At 61.3% G+C, this 14,407-nt stretch carries 13 protein-coding genes; 3 read left to right on the forward strand and 10 right to left on the reverse strand.

What is annotated here, in order from left to right:
• The first annotated feature begins 73 nt into the window (after positions 1-73).
• The 3 genes from fliP (at position 74) to fliR (ending at position 2,217) form a co-directional block, all read left to right on the forward strand.
• The gene (gene fliP, locus ABW22_RS08630) at positions 74-781 is read left to right on the forward strand and encodes a flagellar type III secretion system pore protein FliP (protein ID WP_419184924.1); all 708 of its coding nucleotides are present in this window, start codon (positions 74-76) and stop codon (positions 779-781) included.
• 184 nt (positions 782-965) lie between these two features.
• A complete protein-coding gene (fliQ, locus tag ABW22_RS08635) occupies positions 966-1,235 on the forward strand; it encodes a flagellar biosynthesis protein FliQ (protein ID WP_059754907.1) in 270 nt (89 codons plus the stop codon).
• Positions 1,236-1,422: 187 nt separating this feature from the next.
• On the forward strand, positions 1,423-2,217 hold the full coding sequence (gene fliR / locus ABW22_RS08640) for a flagellar biosynthetic protein FliR (protein WP_059754910.1): 795 nt from the start codon (positions 1,423-1,425) through the stop codon (positions 2,215-2,217).
• A 286-nt stretch (positions 2,218-2,503) separates the two neighbouring features.
• On the opposite strand, the gene cheZ is transcribed toward fliR, so the two are convergent.
• From cheZ to ABW22_RS08690, 10 genes are all read right to left on the reverse strand, one after another.
• Positions 2,504-3,202 (reverse strand): protein phosphatase CheZ, encoded by a 699-nt coding sequence (cheZ, locus tag ABW22_RS08645; RefSeq protein ID WP_059754915.1) that lies wholly within the window; start codon positions 3,200-3,202, stop codon positions 2,504-2,506.
• A 1-nt stretch (position 3,203) separates the two neighbouring features.
• Positions 3,204-3,602: a chemotaxis response regulator CheY gene (cheY, locus tag ABW22_RS08650; RefSeq protein WP_059754918.1), complete on the reverse strand. Its 399-nt coding sequence runs from the start codon at positions 3,600-3,602 to the stop codon at positions 3,204-3,206.
• A 113-nt stretch (positions 3,603-3,715) separates the two neighbouring features.
• A complete protein-coding gene (locus ABW22_RS08655) occupies positions 3,716-4,786 on the reverse strand; it encodes a protein-glutamate methylesterase/protein-glutamine glutaminase (protein ID WP_059754922.1) in 1,071 nt (356 codons plus the stop codon).
• Positions 4,787-4,802: 16 nt separating this feature from the next.
• Entirely contained in the window at positions 4,803-5,411 is a 609-nt protein-coding gene (gene cheD, locus ABW22_RS08660) for a chemoreceptor glutamine deamidase CheD (protein WP_059754927.1), read from the reverse strand.
• Positions 5,408-6,277, reverse strand: a complete 870-nt coding sequence (locus tag ABW22_RS08665; protein WP_059754930.1) for a CheR family methyltransferase — start codon at positions 6,275-6,277, stop codon at positions 5,408-5,410. Before ABW22_RS08665 ends, cheD begins: the two co-directional genes overlap by 4 nt.
• 123 nt (positions 6,278-6,400) lie before the next feature.
• Complete coding sequence (locus tag ABW22_RS08670) at positions 6,401-8,092, reverse strand: PAS domain-containing methyl-accepting chemotaxis protein (protein ID WP_082708650.1); 1,692 nt, start codon at positions 8,090-8,092, stop codon at positions 6,401-6,403.
• A gap of 170 nt (positions 8,093-8,262) precedes the next feature.
• The gene (locus tag ABW22_RS08675; protein ID WP_059754933.1) at positions 8,263-9,978 is read right to left on the reverse strand and encodes a methyl-accepting chemotaxis protein; all 1,716 of its coding nucleotides are present in this window, start codon (positions 9,976-9,978) and stop codon (positions 8,263-8,265) included.
• A 358-nt stretch (positions 9,979-10,336) separates the two neighbouring features.
• On the reverse strand, positions 10,337-11,977 hold the full coding sequence (locus tag ABW22_RS18335) for a methyl-accepting chemotaxis protein (protein ID WP_330218758.1): 1,641 nt from the start codon (positions 11,975-11,977) through the stop codon (positions 10,337-10,339).
• Positions 11,978-12,227: 250 nt separating this feature from the next.
• Entirely contained in the window at positions 12,228-12,728 is a 501-nt protein-coding gene (locus ABW22_RS08685; protein WP_059754939.1) for a chemotaxis protein CheW, read from the reverse strand.
• Between the two features lie 21 nt (positions 12,729-12,749).
• On the reverse strand, positions 12,750-14,407 hold a 1,658-nt coding region (locus ABW22_RS08690; protein ID WP_082708652.1), incomplete at its 5' end, for a chemotaxis protein CheW.

The raw sequence follows: 14,407 nt of genomic DNA on the forward strand, positions 1-14,407 counted from the left end.
AATGACAGGCAATTGGGCTTGTTCAGTGCTTTCCAAGCTGCCCCTGACGCAGGCTGGCACCGTGCTGGCAGCGCTGCTGCTGCCGTCCCTGGCGCTGGCCCAGGGGGCAGGTCTGCCTGCGTTCACCAGCACGCCGGCTCCCGGCGGCGGCCAGTCCTACACGCTGAGCCTGCAAACCCTGCTGCTGCTCACCTCGCTGTCGTTTTTGCCGGCCGCGCTGCTGATGATGACCAGTTTCACCCGCATCATCATCGTGCTGTCGCTGCTGCGGATGGCGCTGGGCACCCAGTCGACACCGCCCAACCAGGTGCTGATCGGCCTGGCGCTGTTCCTGACACTGTTCGTGATGGGCCCGACCTTCGACAAGATCTACGTCGAGGCCTACCAGCCGCTGTCGGAAAACCGTATCGAGATGCAGGAGGCACTTGAAAAAGGCGCGGTTCCCCTGCGCGCGTTCATGATGAAGCAGACGCGCGAGACCGATCTCGCCCTGTTCGCCAAAATGTCCGGCAACGGCCCGATGAACTCGGTCGCCGACGTGCCGATGCGCGTGCTGATCCCCGCCTACATCACCAGCGAGCTCAAGACCGCTTTCCAGATCGGCTTTGCCGTGTTCATCCCGTTTCTCATCATCGACATGGTCGTCGCCAGCATCCTGATGGCGATGGGCATGATGATGGTGTCGCCCGCCATCGTCTCCCTGCCCTTCAAGATCATCCTGTTCGTGCTGGTCGACGGCTGGAATCTGCTGCTGGGTTCGCTGGCGCAAAGCTTTTATTAACCCGAATTCTTTACCACAGAGGCGCAGAGACACAGAGAAACCCGTTAAATACTTGTGTTGCATCGATGAGGCTTTCACCCAATGAGTGAAAACGCAGCGTGCCGCAACCTCTTGTTTTTCCTCTGTGTCTCCGTGCCTCTGTGGTTCAAATGCTTTTCCAGGATTAACCTGACCGAGTCCCGCCATGACGCCCGAAAGTGTAATGACCATAGGCCGCACCGCACTGGAAATCACCATCCTGGTGGCGTCTCCTGTTCTGCTGGTCACGCTGGCCGTCGGCCTTGCCGTCAGCGTCTTCCAGGCCGCCACCCAGATCAACGATCCCAGCCTCTCCTTCATTCCCAAGGTGCTCGCGGTGCTCGTCACCTTTGCCCTTGCCGGGCCGTGGATGCTGACGGTGATGACCGATTACATGCGACGGGTGCTGACCGGCCTGCCCGGCATCATCGGCTAGTCACGCCTCGGGCAAACCATGCTACTTAAAACGGCAATTCTTTCACCACAGAGGCACAGAGACACAGAGAAAACGATGCGTGAGCAATTTTTGCCGGCTCACCCAATGGAGTTGATCCTGCCATGTTTCATAGTCGTTGCTTTTCCTCTGTGTCTCTGTGCCTCTGTGGTTCAACTTCTTTTTTAGGATGATCAGCCTCACCGATGCCCAGCTCAATGCCTGGCTGATCAATTTCATCTGGCCGCTCACCCGCATTCTCGGGCTGATCATGGTGGCGCCGGTATTCGGACACCGTGCCGTACCTGGGCGGGTCAAGATCGGACTCGGCATTTTCATCGCCCTGATCATTGCGCCCACTCTGCCGCCGATGCCCGACGTCAGCCTGGGGTCCTGGCATGGCCTGTTCATTCTGGTACAGCAGCTGCTCATCGGCGTGGCGATCGGCTTCATCATGCGCATCGTTTTTGCTGCGGTCGAAGCCGCGGGCGAAATCGTCGGCCTGCAGATGGGCCTGGGGTTTGCATCCTTTTTCGACCCGCAAAGTGCCGGCCAAACGCTGGTGCTCGCCCGGTTCTTCAATATGCTGGCGCTGCTGGTGTTCCTCGCAGTGAATGCCCACCTGCTGCTGATTGGCGTGCTGGTCGACAGTTTCCAGAGCCTGCCCATCAGCCCGCAACCGCTCTCGGCCGCAGGGTTCTACAACGTGGCCGCCTTCGGTTCCACCGTGTTTGCCGCCGGCCTGCAGCTCGCATTGCCGCTGATCGCCATCCTGCTGATGACCAACCTGTCGCTCGGCATCCTCACGCGCTCGGCGCCCCAGCTCAACATCTTTGCGATCGGCTTCCCCATCACCCTGGGCGTGGGCTTGATCGTGCTGGATCTCACCCTGCCCTACTTCGTCCCCCAGCTTGAACAGATGCTCCAGAATGGGTTCAAAGCCACGACCATGGTGATCCAGACGCTGCGCCCGGGCGGAGTGTAGGAGGTCCGCCCCCGGGCCGAGAGGAGTGCGAAAATCGCGGCGAGGGCGCCGCTCCTACAGGTGGCCGGTAAGAATTAGTGCTACCGAAATCGCGGTGAGCACCTGAAGGGCATCAGGCGCAGGTGGAACAGGTGGGGTTGTAGGAGCCCCCGCAAGGGGGAGGCCGTGGTTGTAAGCCGACAAGTCGGCAACAACCACGCACGCTCGCCCTCGGGCCGATGGGGTGGCGGTTGTGACGGTGCGAAAATCGCGGCGAGGGCGCCGCTCCTACAGGTGGCCGGACTAATCAAAAACCCAGGCTATCGAGCAGGTCGTCGACCTGGCCCTGGTCGGCCACCACGTCGCTCTTGTTCGCCGGGTTGATCTGCGGGCCGTTGAGCAGGCCGCTATTGGATTCCCGCTTCACCTCGGCCGGCGCATAGTCGATCAGCAGCTGCACCAGCTGCTGCTCCATGCCATGCGCGAGATCGGTCACCTTGCGGATCACCTGGCCGGTGAGATCCTGAAAATCCTGCGCCATCATGATGTCCAGCAACTGCTGCTTGGTTGCGCTGGTGTCGTTGCGCATATCGGTCAGGCATTGCATGGTCATCGTGGCCATGTCGCGGTAATTGGCTTCCGAAAAGGGCGCTTTGAAGGCGGCCTGCCAGCCATTCAGGATTTCGTCGGCACCTGCATCGATGCGCTCCTGCATGGGGATGGCGGCATCGGTGGCGTTGAGCACGCGCTGCGCCGCCTGTTCGGTCATGCGCGCCACATAGTTCAGGCGCTCCCGTACATCGGGAATATCCGCAGTCGCCTTTTCCAGCACCTTGTCGAAACCCAGCTCGCGCAGGCTGTCGTGCAGGGTGCGGGTGATCTGGCCGACGCGCGCCAGCATCTCGTCGTGTTCGTTCCCTTCGACGCCCACGACATCGGGCGCGGCATCGGGCGCGGCATCGGGCGCGGCAGCAGCCGCGGCAGCGCTGGCGAATTGCGTATCCACGTCAGGCCCCTGCTTTTTCAAGTTTTTCGAATATCTTCGCGAGCTTCTCATCGAGCGTGGCGGCGGTGAAAGGCTTGACCACGTAGCCGCTGGCACCGGCCTGCGCCGCGGCGATGATGTTTTCCTTTTTAGCTTCGGCCGTCACCATCAGCACCGGCAGTTTGGACAGCGCGGCATCGGCACGAATATTCTTCAGCATGTCGAGGCCATCCATGTTCGGCATGTTCCAGTCGGATACGACGAAGTCGAAGTTGCCCGCGCGCAGCTTGGCCAGGCCGTCGACGCCGTCTTCCGCTTCTTCAACGTTGGAATAACCCAGTTCCTTGAGCAGGTTGCGCACGATGCGTCGCATCGTGGAAAAGTCGTCAACAACCAGAAATTTCGTGTTCGGATCGGCCATGCATAACTCCAAAAATGCGGTTTATTTTGCTACTGGAAGAATCGGCAAAGCGGCGTCAAACTTGAGCCGTCAAGCCGACAGAAAATCGATTCACGCGAAGGTTCAAGCTGGACTCAAACCCGCATCGCCCGGTTGCCATGCGCCGCAAAAAAATTCAGCACCCGTCCCGGCAATTCGTGCAGGGGACCGACCTCATGAGTGGCGCCGATGGCGATGGCCTCCTTGGGCATGCCGAAGACCACGCACGAGGCTTCGTCCTGCGCCAGGTTGTAGGCGCCGGCTTTTTTCATTTCCAACATTCCCGCTGCGCCGTCACGGCCCATGCCGGTGAGGATGACGCCGACCGCGTTCTTGCCCGCACTCACTGCGGCCGAGTTGAACAGGACGTCGACGGAAGGACGGTGGCGGTTCACCGGCGGCCCCTGATCGAGTTTGGTCATGTAGTTGGCGCCGCTGCGCACCAGCAGCAGGTGGGAATGCCCCGGCGCCAGATAGGCATGGCCCGGCAGCACGCGCTCGCCGCCTTCGGCTTCCTTGACGGAAATCCTGGACAGCTTGTCGAGCCGGTTGGCAAACGAGCGGGTGAAGCCTTCCGGCATGTGCTGGGTGATCAGGATGCCGGGGCAATCGGGCGGCAGCTGGATCAGAAAATCCTTGATCGCTTCGGTGCCGCCGGTGGAGGCACCAATGATGATCACCTTTTCGCTACTGACAAACGGATTGCGCACGGCCGCCAGCGGGGTGCCGTCGGTGTGGCTCTGCACCGTGACGCGTGGCTTGATGTTGGCCCGCGCCGCGACGCGGATTTTTTCCGCAATCAGCTCGGCATACTCAAGCATGCCGCTCTGGATCGACATCTTCGGCTTGGTCACGAAGTCCACTGCGCCCAGCTCCAGCGCGCGCAGGGTGATGTCCGATCCCCGCTCGGTCAGCGACGACACCATCACCACAGGCATCGGCCGCAATCGCATCAGTTTCTCGAGGAACTCCAGGCCGTCCATTTTCGGCATTTCAACGTCCAGCGTGAGTACGTCGGGGTTGGTCTGCTTGATCAACTCGCGCGCCACCAGCGGGTCGGGCGCCACACCCACCACTTCCATATCGGGATGGCTATTGATGATCTCCTTCATCACGCCGCGGATCAGCGCCGAATCATCCACAACCAGAACCTTGATTTTTACCATGCTAGTTTTCTTCCGGTCAGAACAGGTCGACGTCGCCGCCCACCGGATTGGTCTTGAGTCGGCTGGCATAGTCCTGCTCGCGCTTCACCAGTGTGTAGTTGTTGAGCTGCTTGAGTTTTTTCACCAGTACCTTGCCGGTGGCCGGAAAGAAATACACCTTGCGCGGATGCACGTCGTTCAGGTCCTCCGCCACGATGCGAATATTTTCGGTCCGCAAAAAGTCGCGCACGAAGCGGGCATTGCGTTCGCCCACGTTGATGCTGGTAAAGCCGCGCAGCACATTGCCGCCACCGAACACCTTGGCTTCCAGGTTCTCGCGGCGCGCGCCCGCCTTCAGCAGCTGGTTGATCAGCACTTCCATGGCATAGGCGCCGTAGCGCATCGACGCCGAGGCCGGACTGCCGGCATCGCCACCGCTGTCCGGCAGCATGAAATGGTTCATCCCGCCGATGCCCGAAACGCGGTCGCGTATGCACGCCGCCACACAGGAACCCAGCACCGTGACGATGAGCATCGGCTTGCCGGTGAAGTAATACTCTCCGGGCAATATCTTGGCGGTTTCACAGTCGAAGTTCCGGTCGTAATACAGGTTGGTCGCAAGCTGCTCTTCAATGGCGGAATTCATGCCGGCTTCCTTGCCCCCCCATGGCGAGGGTCCAGCTCATAGACCGTCTTGCCGCGCAGCTTGAACGCATCGGAGGCGTACATGAAGTTTTCGGAATGGCCGGCGAACAGCAAGCCGTCCGGCTTCATCAGCGGCACGAATCGCGAAAGAATCTGGCCCTGCGTGGGCTTGTCGAAATAGATCATGACATTGCGGCAGAACACCACGTCGAACGGCCCGCTCACCGGCCAGCTGCTGGCCAGCAGATTGAGCGGCTTGAAGGTCACCAACTGGCGCAGTTCGGGGCGCACCCGCACCAGCCCGGAACGCTCGCCACGGCCGCGCTGGAAAAAGCGCTTGACGCGATCCTGCGCCATCTTGTCGATACGCTCGGCCGGATATACCCCGTTGGCCGCCGTTTCCAGCACGTTGGTGTCGATGTCCGTGGCCACGATATTGACCGGCGGCGTAAGCGTGCCGAATGCCTCGCATGCCGTCATGGCGATCGAATAGGGCTCTTCCCCGGTCGAAGCGGCCGAACACCAGATCGACAGCGACGCCTTCCTGCTCAGGAGATGTTCGGCCAGGATGGGGAAATGGTGCGCCTCGCGAAAAAACGAGGTCAGGTTGGTGGTCAGCGCATTGGTGAAGGCCACCCACTCTTCGTTGTCACGGCCACTTTCCAGACCGTCGAGGTATGCCTCGAAGGTGTTCAGACCTTTTGCCCGAAGGCGCCGCGCCAGACGGCTGTAGACCATCTCCTGTTTGCTTTCGCCGAGCGAGATCCCGGCCTGCTTGTAGATCAGGGCACGCACCCGCGCGAAATCACGCGGCGTGAATTCGAATATCTTGGTGCTGTCCTGCTGTTTTTTCAATGCGGGCTTCATGTCGAAATTATTCGTGTGCTCAGTGCTCTGTTTTCAACATGTGCGCGCGTTAAAGCGAGCTCGATATAACCGTACTGTACAACACCACGCCTCATTCATCAGCCGGCATCCTGCCCCTCGCCATCAAGTGCCAGCCAGCTGTTTGCGTCCTGTGGTCGGGCGGAGCCCCAATGCCTTCGTCCTGCCGGCCGCCTTGACGGGTGCCCGTGCCTGCTGACGAACCTGACCCTGCCCGCCCTGCACCAGCCTGAAAACGCCCACCAGCTCCGCAAGCTTCATCGCCTGCTCCTGCATGCTCTCGGAGGCGGCTGCGGCCTGTTCGACCAGGGCGGCGTTCTGCTGGGTCACTTCATCCATCTGGGTGATGGCCTGGTTGACCTGCTCGATGCCGGCGCTCTGTTCCTGGCTCGCCGCTGCAATTTCGCTCATGATGTCGGTGACGCGCTTGACCGAGCTGACGATCTCGTCCATGGCTTCGCCGGCTTCGTCCACCAGTTTGCCGCCGATGTCGACCTTGCCGACCGAATCCTCGATCAGGCCCTTGATCTCCTTGGCCGCGCTCGCTGAGCGCTGTGCAAGGTTGCGCACTTCGGAGGCGACGACCGCAAAACCGCGTCCCTGCTCGCCGGCACGCGCGGCTTCCACCGCGGCGTTCAGCGCCAGGATGTTGGTCTGGAAGGCAATGCCGTCGATGACGCCGATGATGTCGGCAATCTTGCGCGAGCTTTCCTTGATCGAGGCCATGGTCTCGACCACCTGACTCACCACTTTCCCGCCCTTGACCGCAACATCGGCGGTGGAGACGACGAGCTGGTTGGCCTGACGCGCATTATCGGCATTCTGCTTGACGGTGCTGGTCAGCTCCTCCATTGAACTTGCGGTTTCTTCCAGGCTCGACGCCTGCGACTCGGTGCGTCCGGACAGGTCGGCGTTACCGGTAGCGATCTCGCCGGCCCCCATGCTCACGATCTCGGTGCTCTGCTTGATCTGCCCGACCAGCAACTTGATGTTGATCTGCAGCACCCGCAGCGATTGAATCAGCCTGGACACCTCGTCGGCACCACTGGCCACGATCCGCCCGGTCAGGTCGCCTGCGCTCATGCGCTCGATATCGTCCCGCACGCGCTCCAGGGGCACGACGACAATGCGGTAGCACATCACACCAAACAAGACCGCCAGCGGCACGCCCAATGCGGCAATCGTGATCAGCCAGCCGGTGAACGACTGATTGGCTTCGTTTGTTGCCAGCCAGGCCAGAATGCCCATCGCCACAAACAGGATGGTCATCGAAATGGCGGCCAGCGTCAGGATCGCTTTCAGGGACAAGCCGCTCAACTTGCTGAGGCAGCAACGCTGCAGGAAAGAAGGCCTGACCGCGTTGCCTTCCTGAATTTTCAGCCCCTTGTCGCCGCCCTTGATGGCACGGTAGGCGCCTTCCGCCGCCTGAACCTGGTCCCGGGCGGGTTTGGTCCGAATCGAGGAATACCCGACCATTTGCCCGTTTTCGATGAGGGGCGCGGCATTGGCCTCCACCCAGTAGTGATCGCCGTTCTTGCAGCGGTTCTTCACCAGGCCGGTCCACGCCTTGCCGTCCTTGAGCGTGCTCCAGAAATCCGCGAACGCCTCGACCGGCATGTCGGGGTGGCGCACGATATTCTGCGGCTGCCCGATCAGCTCGGCTTCACTGAACCCGCTGATGTTGATGAAGTCCTGGTTGACGTAGGTGATGTTGCCGTGCAGGTCCGTCTTCGACACCACCGTTTCGGTGTCCTGCAGGACGTATTCGACATTGGTTACCGGCATGTTCGATCGCATTGCTTGTTTCCCTCAAACGATAGTTTTTAGTAATTGCTTTCGGATGTAGGCGCGGCGCCCTCGCCGTGAATTTCGTGCCGTCGCAACCTTCACGGCATCGGCCCGAGGGCGGGCCTCCTACAACAGCGCGGAACCTGTGGGCGCGGCGCCCTCGCCGCGATTTTCGCACCTCAAAACTCTTCCCACTCATCGTTATTACCGCCAGCGGCTGCCAGTTTCTTCGGCCGCGCAGCCGGTGCCGGCATTGCCCTGGGGCTGGACCTCGTCGATACAGACACGACGTCCTTCAGGACCGGAAGCGCAGCCTGTGTGCTGTACGCCCCGCTCTCCAGTTTGAACACGCTCACCGCCTCGGCAAGCTTGGCCGCCTGCTCCTGCATGCTCTCAGCCGCAGCCGCGGCTTCCTCTACCAGCGCGGCGTTCTGCTGGGTCACGTTATCCATCTGGGTGATGGCCTGATTGACCTGTTCGATGCCGGTGCTCTGTTCCTGGCTCGCCGCCGCAATCTCGCTCATGATGTCGGTGACGCGTTTGACCGAGCTGACGATCTCGTCCATGGTCTTGCCGGCTTCGTCGACCAGCTTGCCGCCGGCGTCGACCTTGCCGACCGAATCCTCGATCAGGCCCTTGATCTCCTTGGCCGCACCCGCGCTGCGCTGCGCGAGGTTGCGCACTTCGGCGGCGACAACGGCAAAGCCGCGCCCCTGCTCGCCCGCACGCGCGGCTTCGACCGCAGCGTTGAGAGCAAGGATGTTGGTCTGGAAGGCAATGCCGTCGATGACGCCGATGATGTCGGCAATCTTGCGCGAGCTTTGCTTGATCGAGGCCATGGTGTCGATCACCTGACCGACCACCTGGCCGCCCTTGACCGCAACGTCGGCAGTGGACCCCACCAGCTGGTTGGCCTGGCGCGCATTCTCGGCGTTCTGCTTGACGGTGCTGGTCAGCTCTTCCATCGAGCTGGCGGTCTCTTCCAGGCTCGACGCCTGCTCTTCGGTACGAGACGACAGGTCGAGGTTGCCGGCGGCAATCTGGCTCGACGCGTGCGCAACGGTGTCAACACCGTTGCGCACCTGACCGACCACACTGACCAGGCTGTCATTCATGTCTTTCAGCGCCTGCAACAGCTGACCGACTTCATTCGTCGAGCTGACTTCGATGCGTTGTGTCAGATCGCCCGCGGCCACGCCGCGTGCCAGCTTCACGGCAGCGTTCAGCGGACCGGTGATGGCGCGGATCAGCAAGAAGCCAATCAGGGTGGCCAGCAGCACGCCGAACACAATGACCGCCATGGAGATATTGCGCACCATGACATAACGGCTTTGCGCTGCCTCGAACTCGCTTTTGGCAATCGCGAGCTGCAATGCAATCAGCGCTTCCGCGCTTTCCCGCACTTTCGGGTAGGCCGTTTTCATCTCCCCCTGCAGGATTTCGCTGGCTTGCTGGAAATCATGGCCGCTCAAGGCGGCCAGCGCCGGGTTCAGGCCCGACTGTCCATAAGCAATGCGATTGGCGTTGAAGGCTTCGGCGAGTTTGGTTTCTTCGGCAGTCAGCCGGGTGGCCATGTAGGCCTTCCAGGTGGTGTTGATTTCCTCGATCACCGCCCGGGCCTCGACCACCTGCTTGTCGACCACCGCCACGTCTTCAGGGAAGGCCGAGAGCTGGCCAACAACCGCTTCGCCAACGATGATCTGGTTTTTATTGATCATCGCGGAAATGCGTTCCAGCTGCCCCACCGCAAGCACCCTGTCCTCGTAGACGCTCTTGAACGCGCTGTTGGTGGAGTTCAGACTGGTCAGGCCCATGATCCCGATGCCCACCAGCAGCGCGGAGAGGAAACCGATCACGAAGATCAGCCTTGATTTAATCGTCAGGTTCGCCAACATTTTATTTCCTTTACATCTCGTTCAAACAACCTAATCCGGGACTTACACAATCACTGCTGCCGATTTCACGTCCAGAAACCTTTACACGCCTGCCATCAAACGCCACCTGTGGGAGCACCCGCAAGGGGTAGGCCATGGTTGTAAGCCGCTTAAGCGGCAACAACCACGCACCGGCGCCCTCGCCGCGATTCGCACCGCGACGACCAACCCATCGGCCCGGGGGCGGGCCTCCTACGACACCGCGGGCCTGTAGGCGGGGCGCCCTCGCCCCGAATTCACACCATTGCGACCCCCACGGCTTCGGCCCGAGGGCGGGCCTCCTACAAGACCCTCCACCCTCCTGGTTGCGATTCCATACTCAGAACTCTTCCCACTCCTCATTGCCGCCGCCGGCAGCTGCAAGCTTCTTCGGTGAGGCGATCGCCCTGGCCGGCGCTGCCCGGGACGTGGATTTCGGCATTGCCGCCGCCCGGCTGCCCAGAGCCGGACGCTCGACCTGCGAACGGTAGGAGCCGCTTTCCAGCTTGAACACGCTCACCGCCTCGGCAAGCTTGCCGGCCTGATCCTGCAGGCTCTCGGAGGCGGCCGCGGCCTCCTCCACCAGCGCGGCGTTCTGCTGGGTCACGTCATCCATCTGGCCGATGGCCTGATTAACCTGCTCGATGCCGGCGCTCTGTTCCTGGCTCGCCGCCGCAATCTCGCTCATGATGTCGGTGACGCGTTTGACCGAGGTGACGATCTCGTCCATGGTCTTGCCGGCTTCGTCGACCAGCTTGCCGCCGGCGTCGACCTTGCCGACCGAATCCTCGATCAGCGACTTGATTTCCTTGGCGGCACCGGCGCTGCGCTGGGCCAGGTTGCGCACTTCGGCGGCGACCACCGCAAAGCCGCGGCCCTGCTCGCCGGCGCGCGCGGCTTCGACCGCGGCGTTCAGGGCAAGGATGTTGGTCTGGAAGGCGATGCCATCGATAACGCCGATGATGTCGGAAATCTTGCGCGAGCTGTCCTTGATCGAGGCCATGGTGTCGACCACCTGGCTCACCACTTTGCCGCCCTTGACCGCAACATCGGCGGTGGAGACGACCAGCTGGTTGGCCTGACGCGCGTTCTCGGCGTTCTGCTTGACGGTGCTGGTCAACTCCTCCATCGAGCTGGCGGTCTCTTCCAGGCTCGACGCCTGCTCTTCGGTGCGGGAGGACAGGTCGAGGTTGCCGGCAGCAATCTGGCTCGATGCGGTGGCAATGGTCTCGGTCGCATGGCGGATATCACCAATTGTTCCCGTCAGGTTTTCACGCATCGCGTTGATGGAAAACAGCAGGCTTGAGGTGTCCCCTTTTTCAACGGTAACGGACCTGGAGAAGTCCCCGCCGGAGATCGCGCGGGCAATTTCCACGGCATAAGCAGGCTCACCGCCCAGTTGCTTCATGATGTGACGAACCAGCCAGTAAACGATCGCGCTCGCCGCGACCAGCGCCACCAGCACGAGCACCAGCGTGATCGTCAGCATGCGCTCACTGAATGCGGACATCTCAGCCTTGGTCTGTTCGACTTCGACACTTTTTGCCTTATTGAAATCCATCAGGCGCGTCCGGATATTGCGCCACACCGGCGTTTCTTCCTGGCTGATGACCGCGATAGCCGCGGCCTGATCGGTGCTTGCCAGCGAAACGACCTTGGCCTGAAGCGGCACCTGCTGCTCGCGCAAGGCCACCACTTCTTCCAGGATTTTCAGCTCGGCGGGGTTCGCCGCGGCCAGTGCCAGGGCGGTCTGGCTGCTTGCCTTGAACTCGGCGGCCGAAGCCTCCAGGTTTTTGTAAGCCGCCTGGTTGGTCGAGTCCATGACGATGTTGCGCAAGGCCTGGCCCATTTGCAGGCCGTGGGCATAGAGATTGTTGGTCGCCTGGGCGAGCGCCAGATCCTGATCGAGTAAATGCTCGAACCGGTTCTTGTTGCTCTGCATGCCGGTCAGCGCCACGCCGATCGCAACGCTGAAAAGCATGAATACCATTCCCATGCTCAAAACGATTTTTGATTTCAGTTTCATATCTGCAAAGCCTTCACTTAAAAAATCACATTTCAATTCCAACGATGGCCGCATGGCCAAACACGCTTGTCGATGACCCGCTTCTCGCCTGAGGTCTAGCCAATGAAGCAAGGCTGGAGATCAGGCGCGGCTTGATGATCAGGTTGCAAACATTCAAAACGCTCCGATTAACTTGAATGGCAGCATTGATTTTTCTGCCGACCGCTCAGGCTGCCATTTTCTCGATCAGGCCCATTTCGCTGCTGGACATCAGCTTGTCGATATCCACCAGGATCAGCATGCGATCGTTGAGCGTGCCGAGACCGATCAGATAATCACTGTCGAAGGTCGTCCCCATCTCCGGCGCAGGCTTCACCTGCTCGGGCGACAGCGTGGTGACGTCGGAGACGCTGTCCACCACCATGCCCACGACCCGTCCGCCAATGCTCAGGATGATGACCACGGTGAACTGGTCATAGGTAGGCGTGCCCAGGTTGAGCTTGATACGCATGTCGACGACCGGCACGATGATGCCGCGCAGATTGACCACGCCCTTGATGAAATCGGGCGCATTGGCAATCCGGGTGACCGGCTCGTAGCCGCGAATTTCCTGCACCCGCAGGATGTCGATGCCGTACTCTTCCCTGCCCAGGGTGAAGGCCAGAAACTCTTTTCCGGCAACCTCGCCGGCTTCGGTTTGTGCTTGCGTCTGCGTGCTGTACGACATGGCTTTGATCCTTATCTGGCCTTAGGAAAAAACGGGGTCGGCGTTGAGTTGGCGGCTTGAGCGCAACAGCGCGGAAACATCGAGGATCAGCGAAACGCCGCCGTCTCCCAGAATGGTGGCGCCGGAAATGCCGGCCACCTTGCGAAAATTCGATTCGAGGTTCTTGACGACGACCTGCTGCTGCCCGACCAGGGCGTCGACCAGCAGGGCGGCTTTTTTGCCGTCGGCTTCGAGAATGACGACGATCCCCTGAGCCGGGTCGGTGAAGTTCGGTTCGATGGCAAAAATCTGATACAGCGGGATCAGCGGCAAATAATCCCCACGGATCTTGACCACCTGCCCCTGACCGGCAATTTCCTTGACGTCTGCGGCCGCCGGCTGCAGTGATTCGATGACGTAACCCAGCGGCAGGATGTACACCTCTTCGCCCACCCTGACCGACATGCCGTCAAGAATCGCCAGCGTCAGCGGCAGCGAGATGGCGATCGTGGTGCCGGCGCCCGGAACGGAACGAATGTCGACGGTGCCGCCCATCGCCGTGATGTTGCGCTTGACCACATCCATGCCGACGCCGCGCCCGGATACGTCGGTGACGACTTCCGCGGTGGAAAAGCCGGGCGCAAAAATGAGTTGCCAGACATCGGCATCGGGCATCGTGTCCGATACCGGCAGGCCTTGCTGCTTGGCTTTGTCGAGGATCCTCTCGCGACTGAGGCCGCCGCCATCGTCGCTCACCTCGATCACGATGTTGCCGCCCTGGTGTGCGGCCGACAGGGTCAGCTTGCCGGTTTCGTTCTTGCTGCTGGCACGGCGCTTCTCGGGCATCTCGATGCCGTGGTCGACGCTGTTGCGCACCAGGTGGGTCAGCGGATCGACAATGCGTTCGATCAGGCCTTTGTCGAGTTCGGTGGCGGCGCCGCGCGTGACGAACTCGACTTTCTTGCCCAGCTTGCCGGCCAGGTCGCGCACCATGCGCGGGAAGCGCGAGAACACATAATCCATCGGCATCATGCGGATCGACATGACCGCTTCCTGCAGGTCGCGCGTGTTCCGGGTCAGCTGGCCGACGCTGTTGAGCAGGCGTTCGTACTGGATCGGATCAAGCACGCTGATGCGCTGCTCGATCATGGCCTGGGTGATAACCAGTTCGCCGACCAGGTTGATCAGCTGGTCGACCTTTTCAATGCCGACCCGGATCGACGAGGATTCCTGGCCGGTGCCTTCCTTGTCGGTGGCGCGACGGCCAGGATTCCTGGCTTCGGCAGCGGGCGCAGCGGCTGCGGTTGCAGCGGCCGTTGCAACGGCCGGTTGGACGGCATCCGTTTTCTCCGGCTCGAATAGCCCGTAACCGGGATCTTCGGCTGCTGGTTTCGCCTCAGCGGCGCCGGTTTGCGCACTACCATGCGTAATCTTGAGGTCGTCCGGGTCGAGCACGAACGAGCAGATCGCGACGATGCTGTCCTGGCTCTCGGGGGTGGTCAGGGTGAACACCACGCGCTGGTCGGCCAGGCTCTCCTGGCTGATCGTCCCCAGCAGGCCCAGTTCTGCCGCCAGCGCGTCCACATCGCGCTGCGGCACCTCGGGCAGTTCGATGCGGAAACGGCAATTGCCGTCCGCATCCGCCACCGGTGCGGCATCGGCGCTGGCCGATTCGGGGACCGCCACGGCGGGTGCCGGGG

This window comes from Thiobacillus denitrificans (assembly GCF_001530125.1).
Lineage (GTDB): Bacteria > Pseudomonadota > Gammaproteobacteria > Burkholderiales > Thiobacillaceae > Thiobacillus > Thiobacillus denitrificans_C.

What these genes read in the sequence shown, in the direction of transcription:
- ABW22_RS08675 (WP_059754933.1), bottom strand. Translation starts at nt 9,978, where the DNA reads ATGTTGGCGAACCTGACGATTAAATCAAGGCTGATCTTCGTGATCGGT.
- ABW22_RS18335 (WP_330218758.1), bottom strand. Translation starts at nt 11,977, where the DNA reads ATGCTTTTCAGCGTTGCGATCGGCGTGGCGCTGACCGGCATGCAGAGC.
- cheD (WP_059754927.1), bottom strand. Translation starts at nt 5,411, where the DNA reads ATGAATTCCGCCATTGAAGAGCAGCTTGCGACCAACCTGTATTACGAC.
- ABW22_RS08665 (WP_059754930.1), bottom strand. Translation starts at nt 6,277, where the DNA reads ATGAAGCCCGCATTGAAAAAACAGCAGGACAGCACCAAGATATTCGAA.
- ABW22_RS08685 (WP_059754939.1), bottom strand. Translation starts at nt 12,728, where the DNA reads ATGTCGTACAGCACGCAGACGCAAGCACAAACCGAAGCCGGCGAGGTT.
- ABW22_RS08670 (WP_082708650.1), bottom strand. Translation starts at nt 8,092, where the DNA reads ATGCGATCGAACATGCCGGTAACCAATGTCGAATACGTCCTGCAGGAC.
- cheY (WP_059754918.1), bottom strand. Translation starts at nt 3,602, where the DNA reads ATGGCCGATCCGAACACGAAATTTCTGGTTGTTGACGACTTTTCCACG.
- fliR (WP_059754910.1), top strand. Translation starts at nt 1,423, where the DNA reads ATGATCAGCCTCACCGATGCCCAGCTCAATGCCTGGCTGATCAATTTC.
- ABW22_RS08655 (WP_059754922.1), bottom strand. Translation starts at nt 4,786, where the DNA reads ATGGTAAAAATCAAGGTTCTGGTTGTGGATGATTCGGCGCTGATCCGC.
- fliQ (WP_059754907.1), top strand. Translation starts at nt 966, where the DNA reads ATGACGCCCGAAAGTGTAATGACCATAGGCCGCACCGCACTGGAAATC.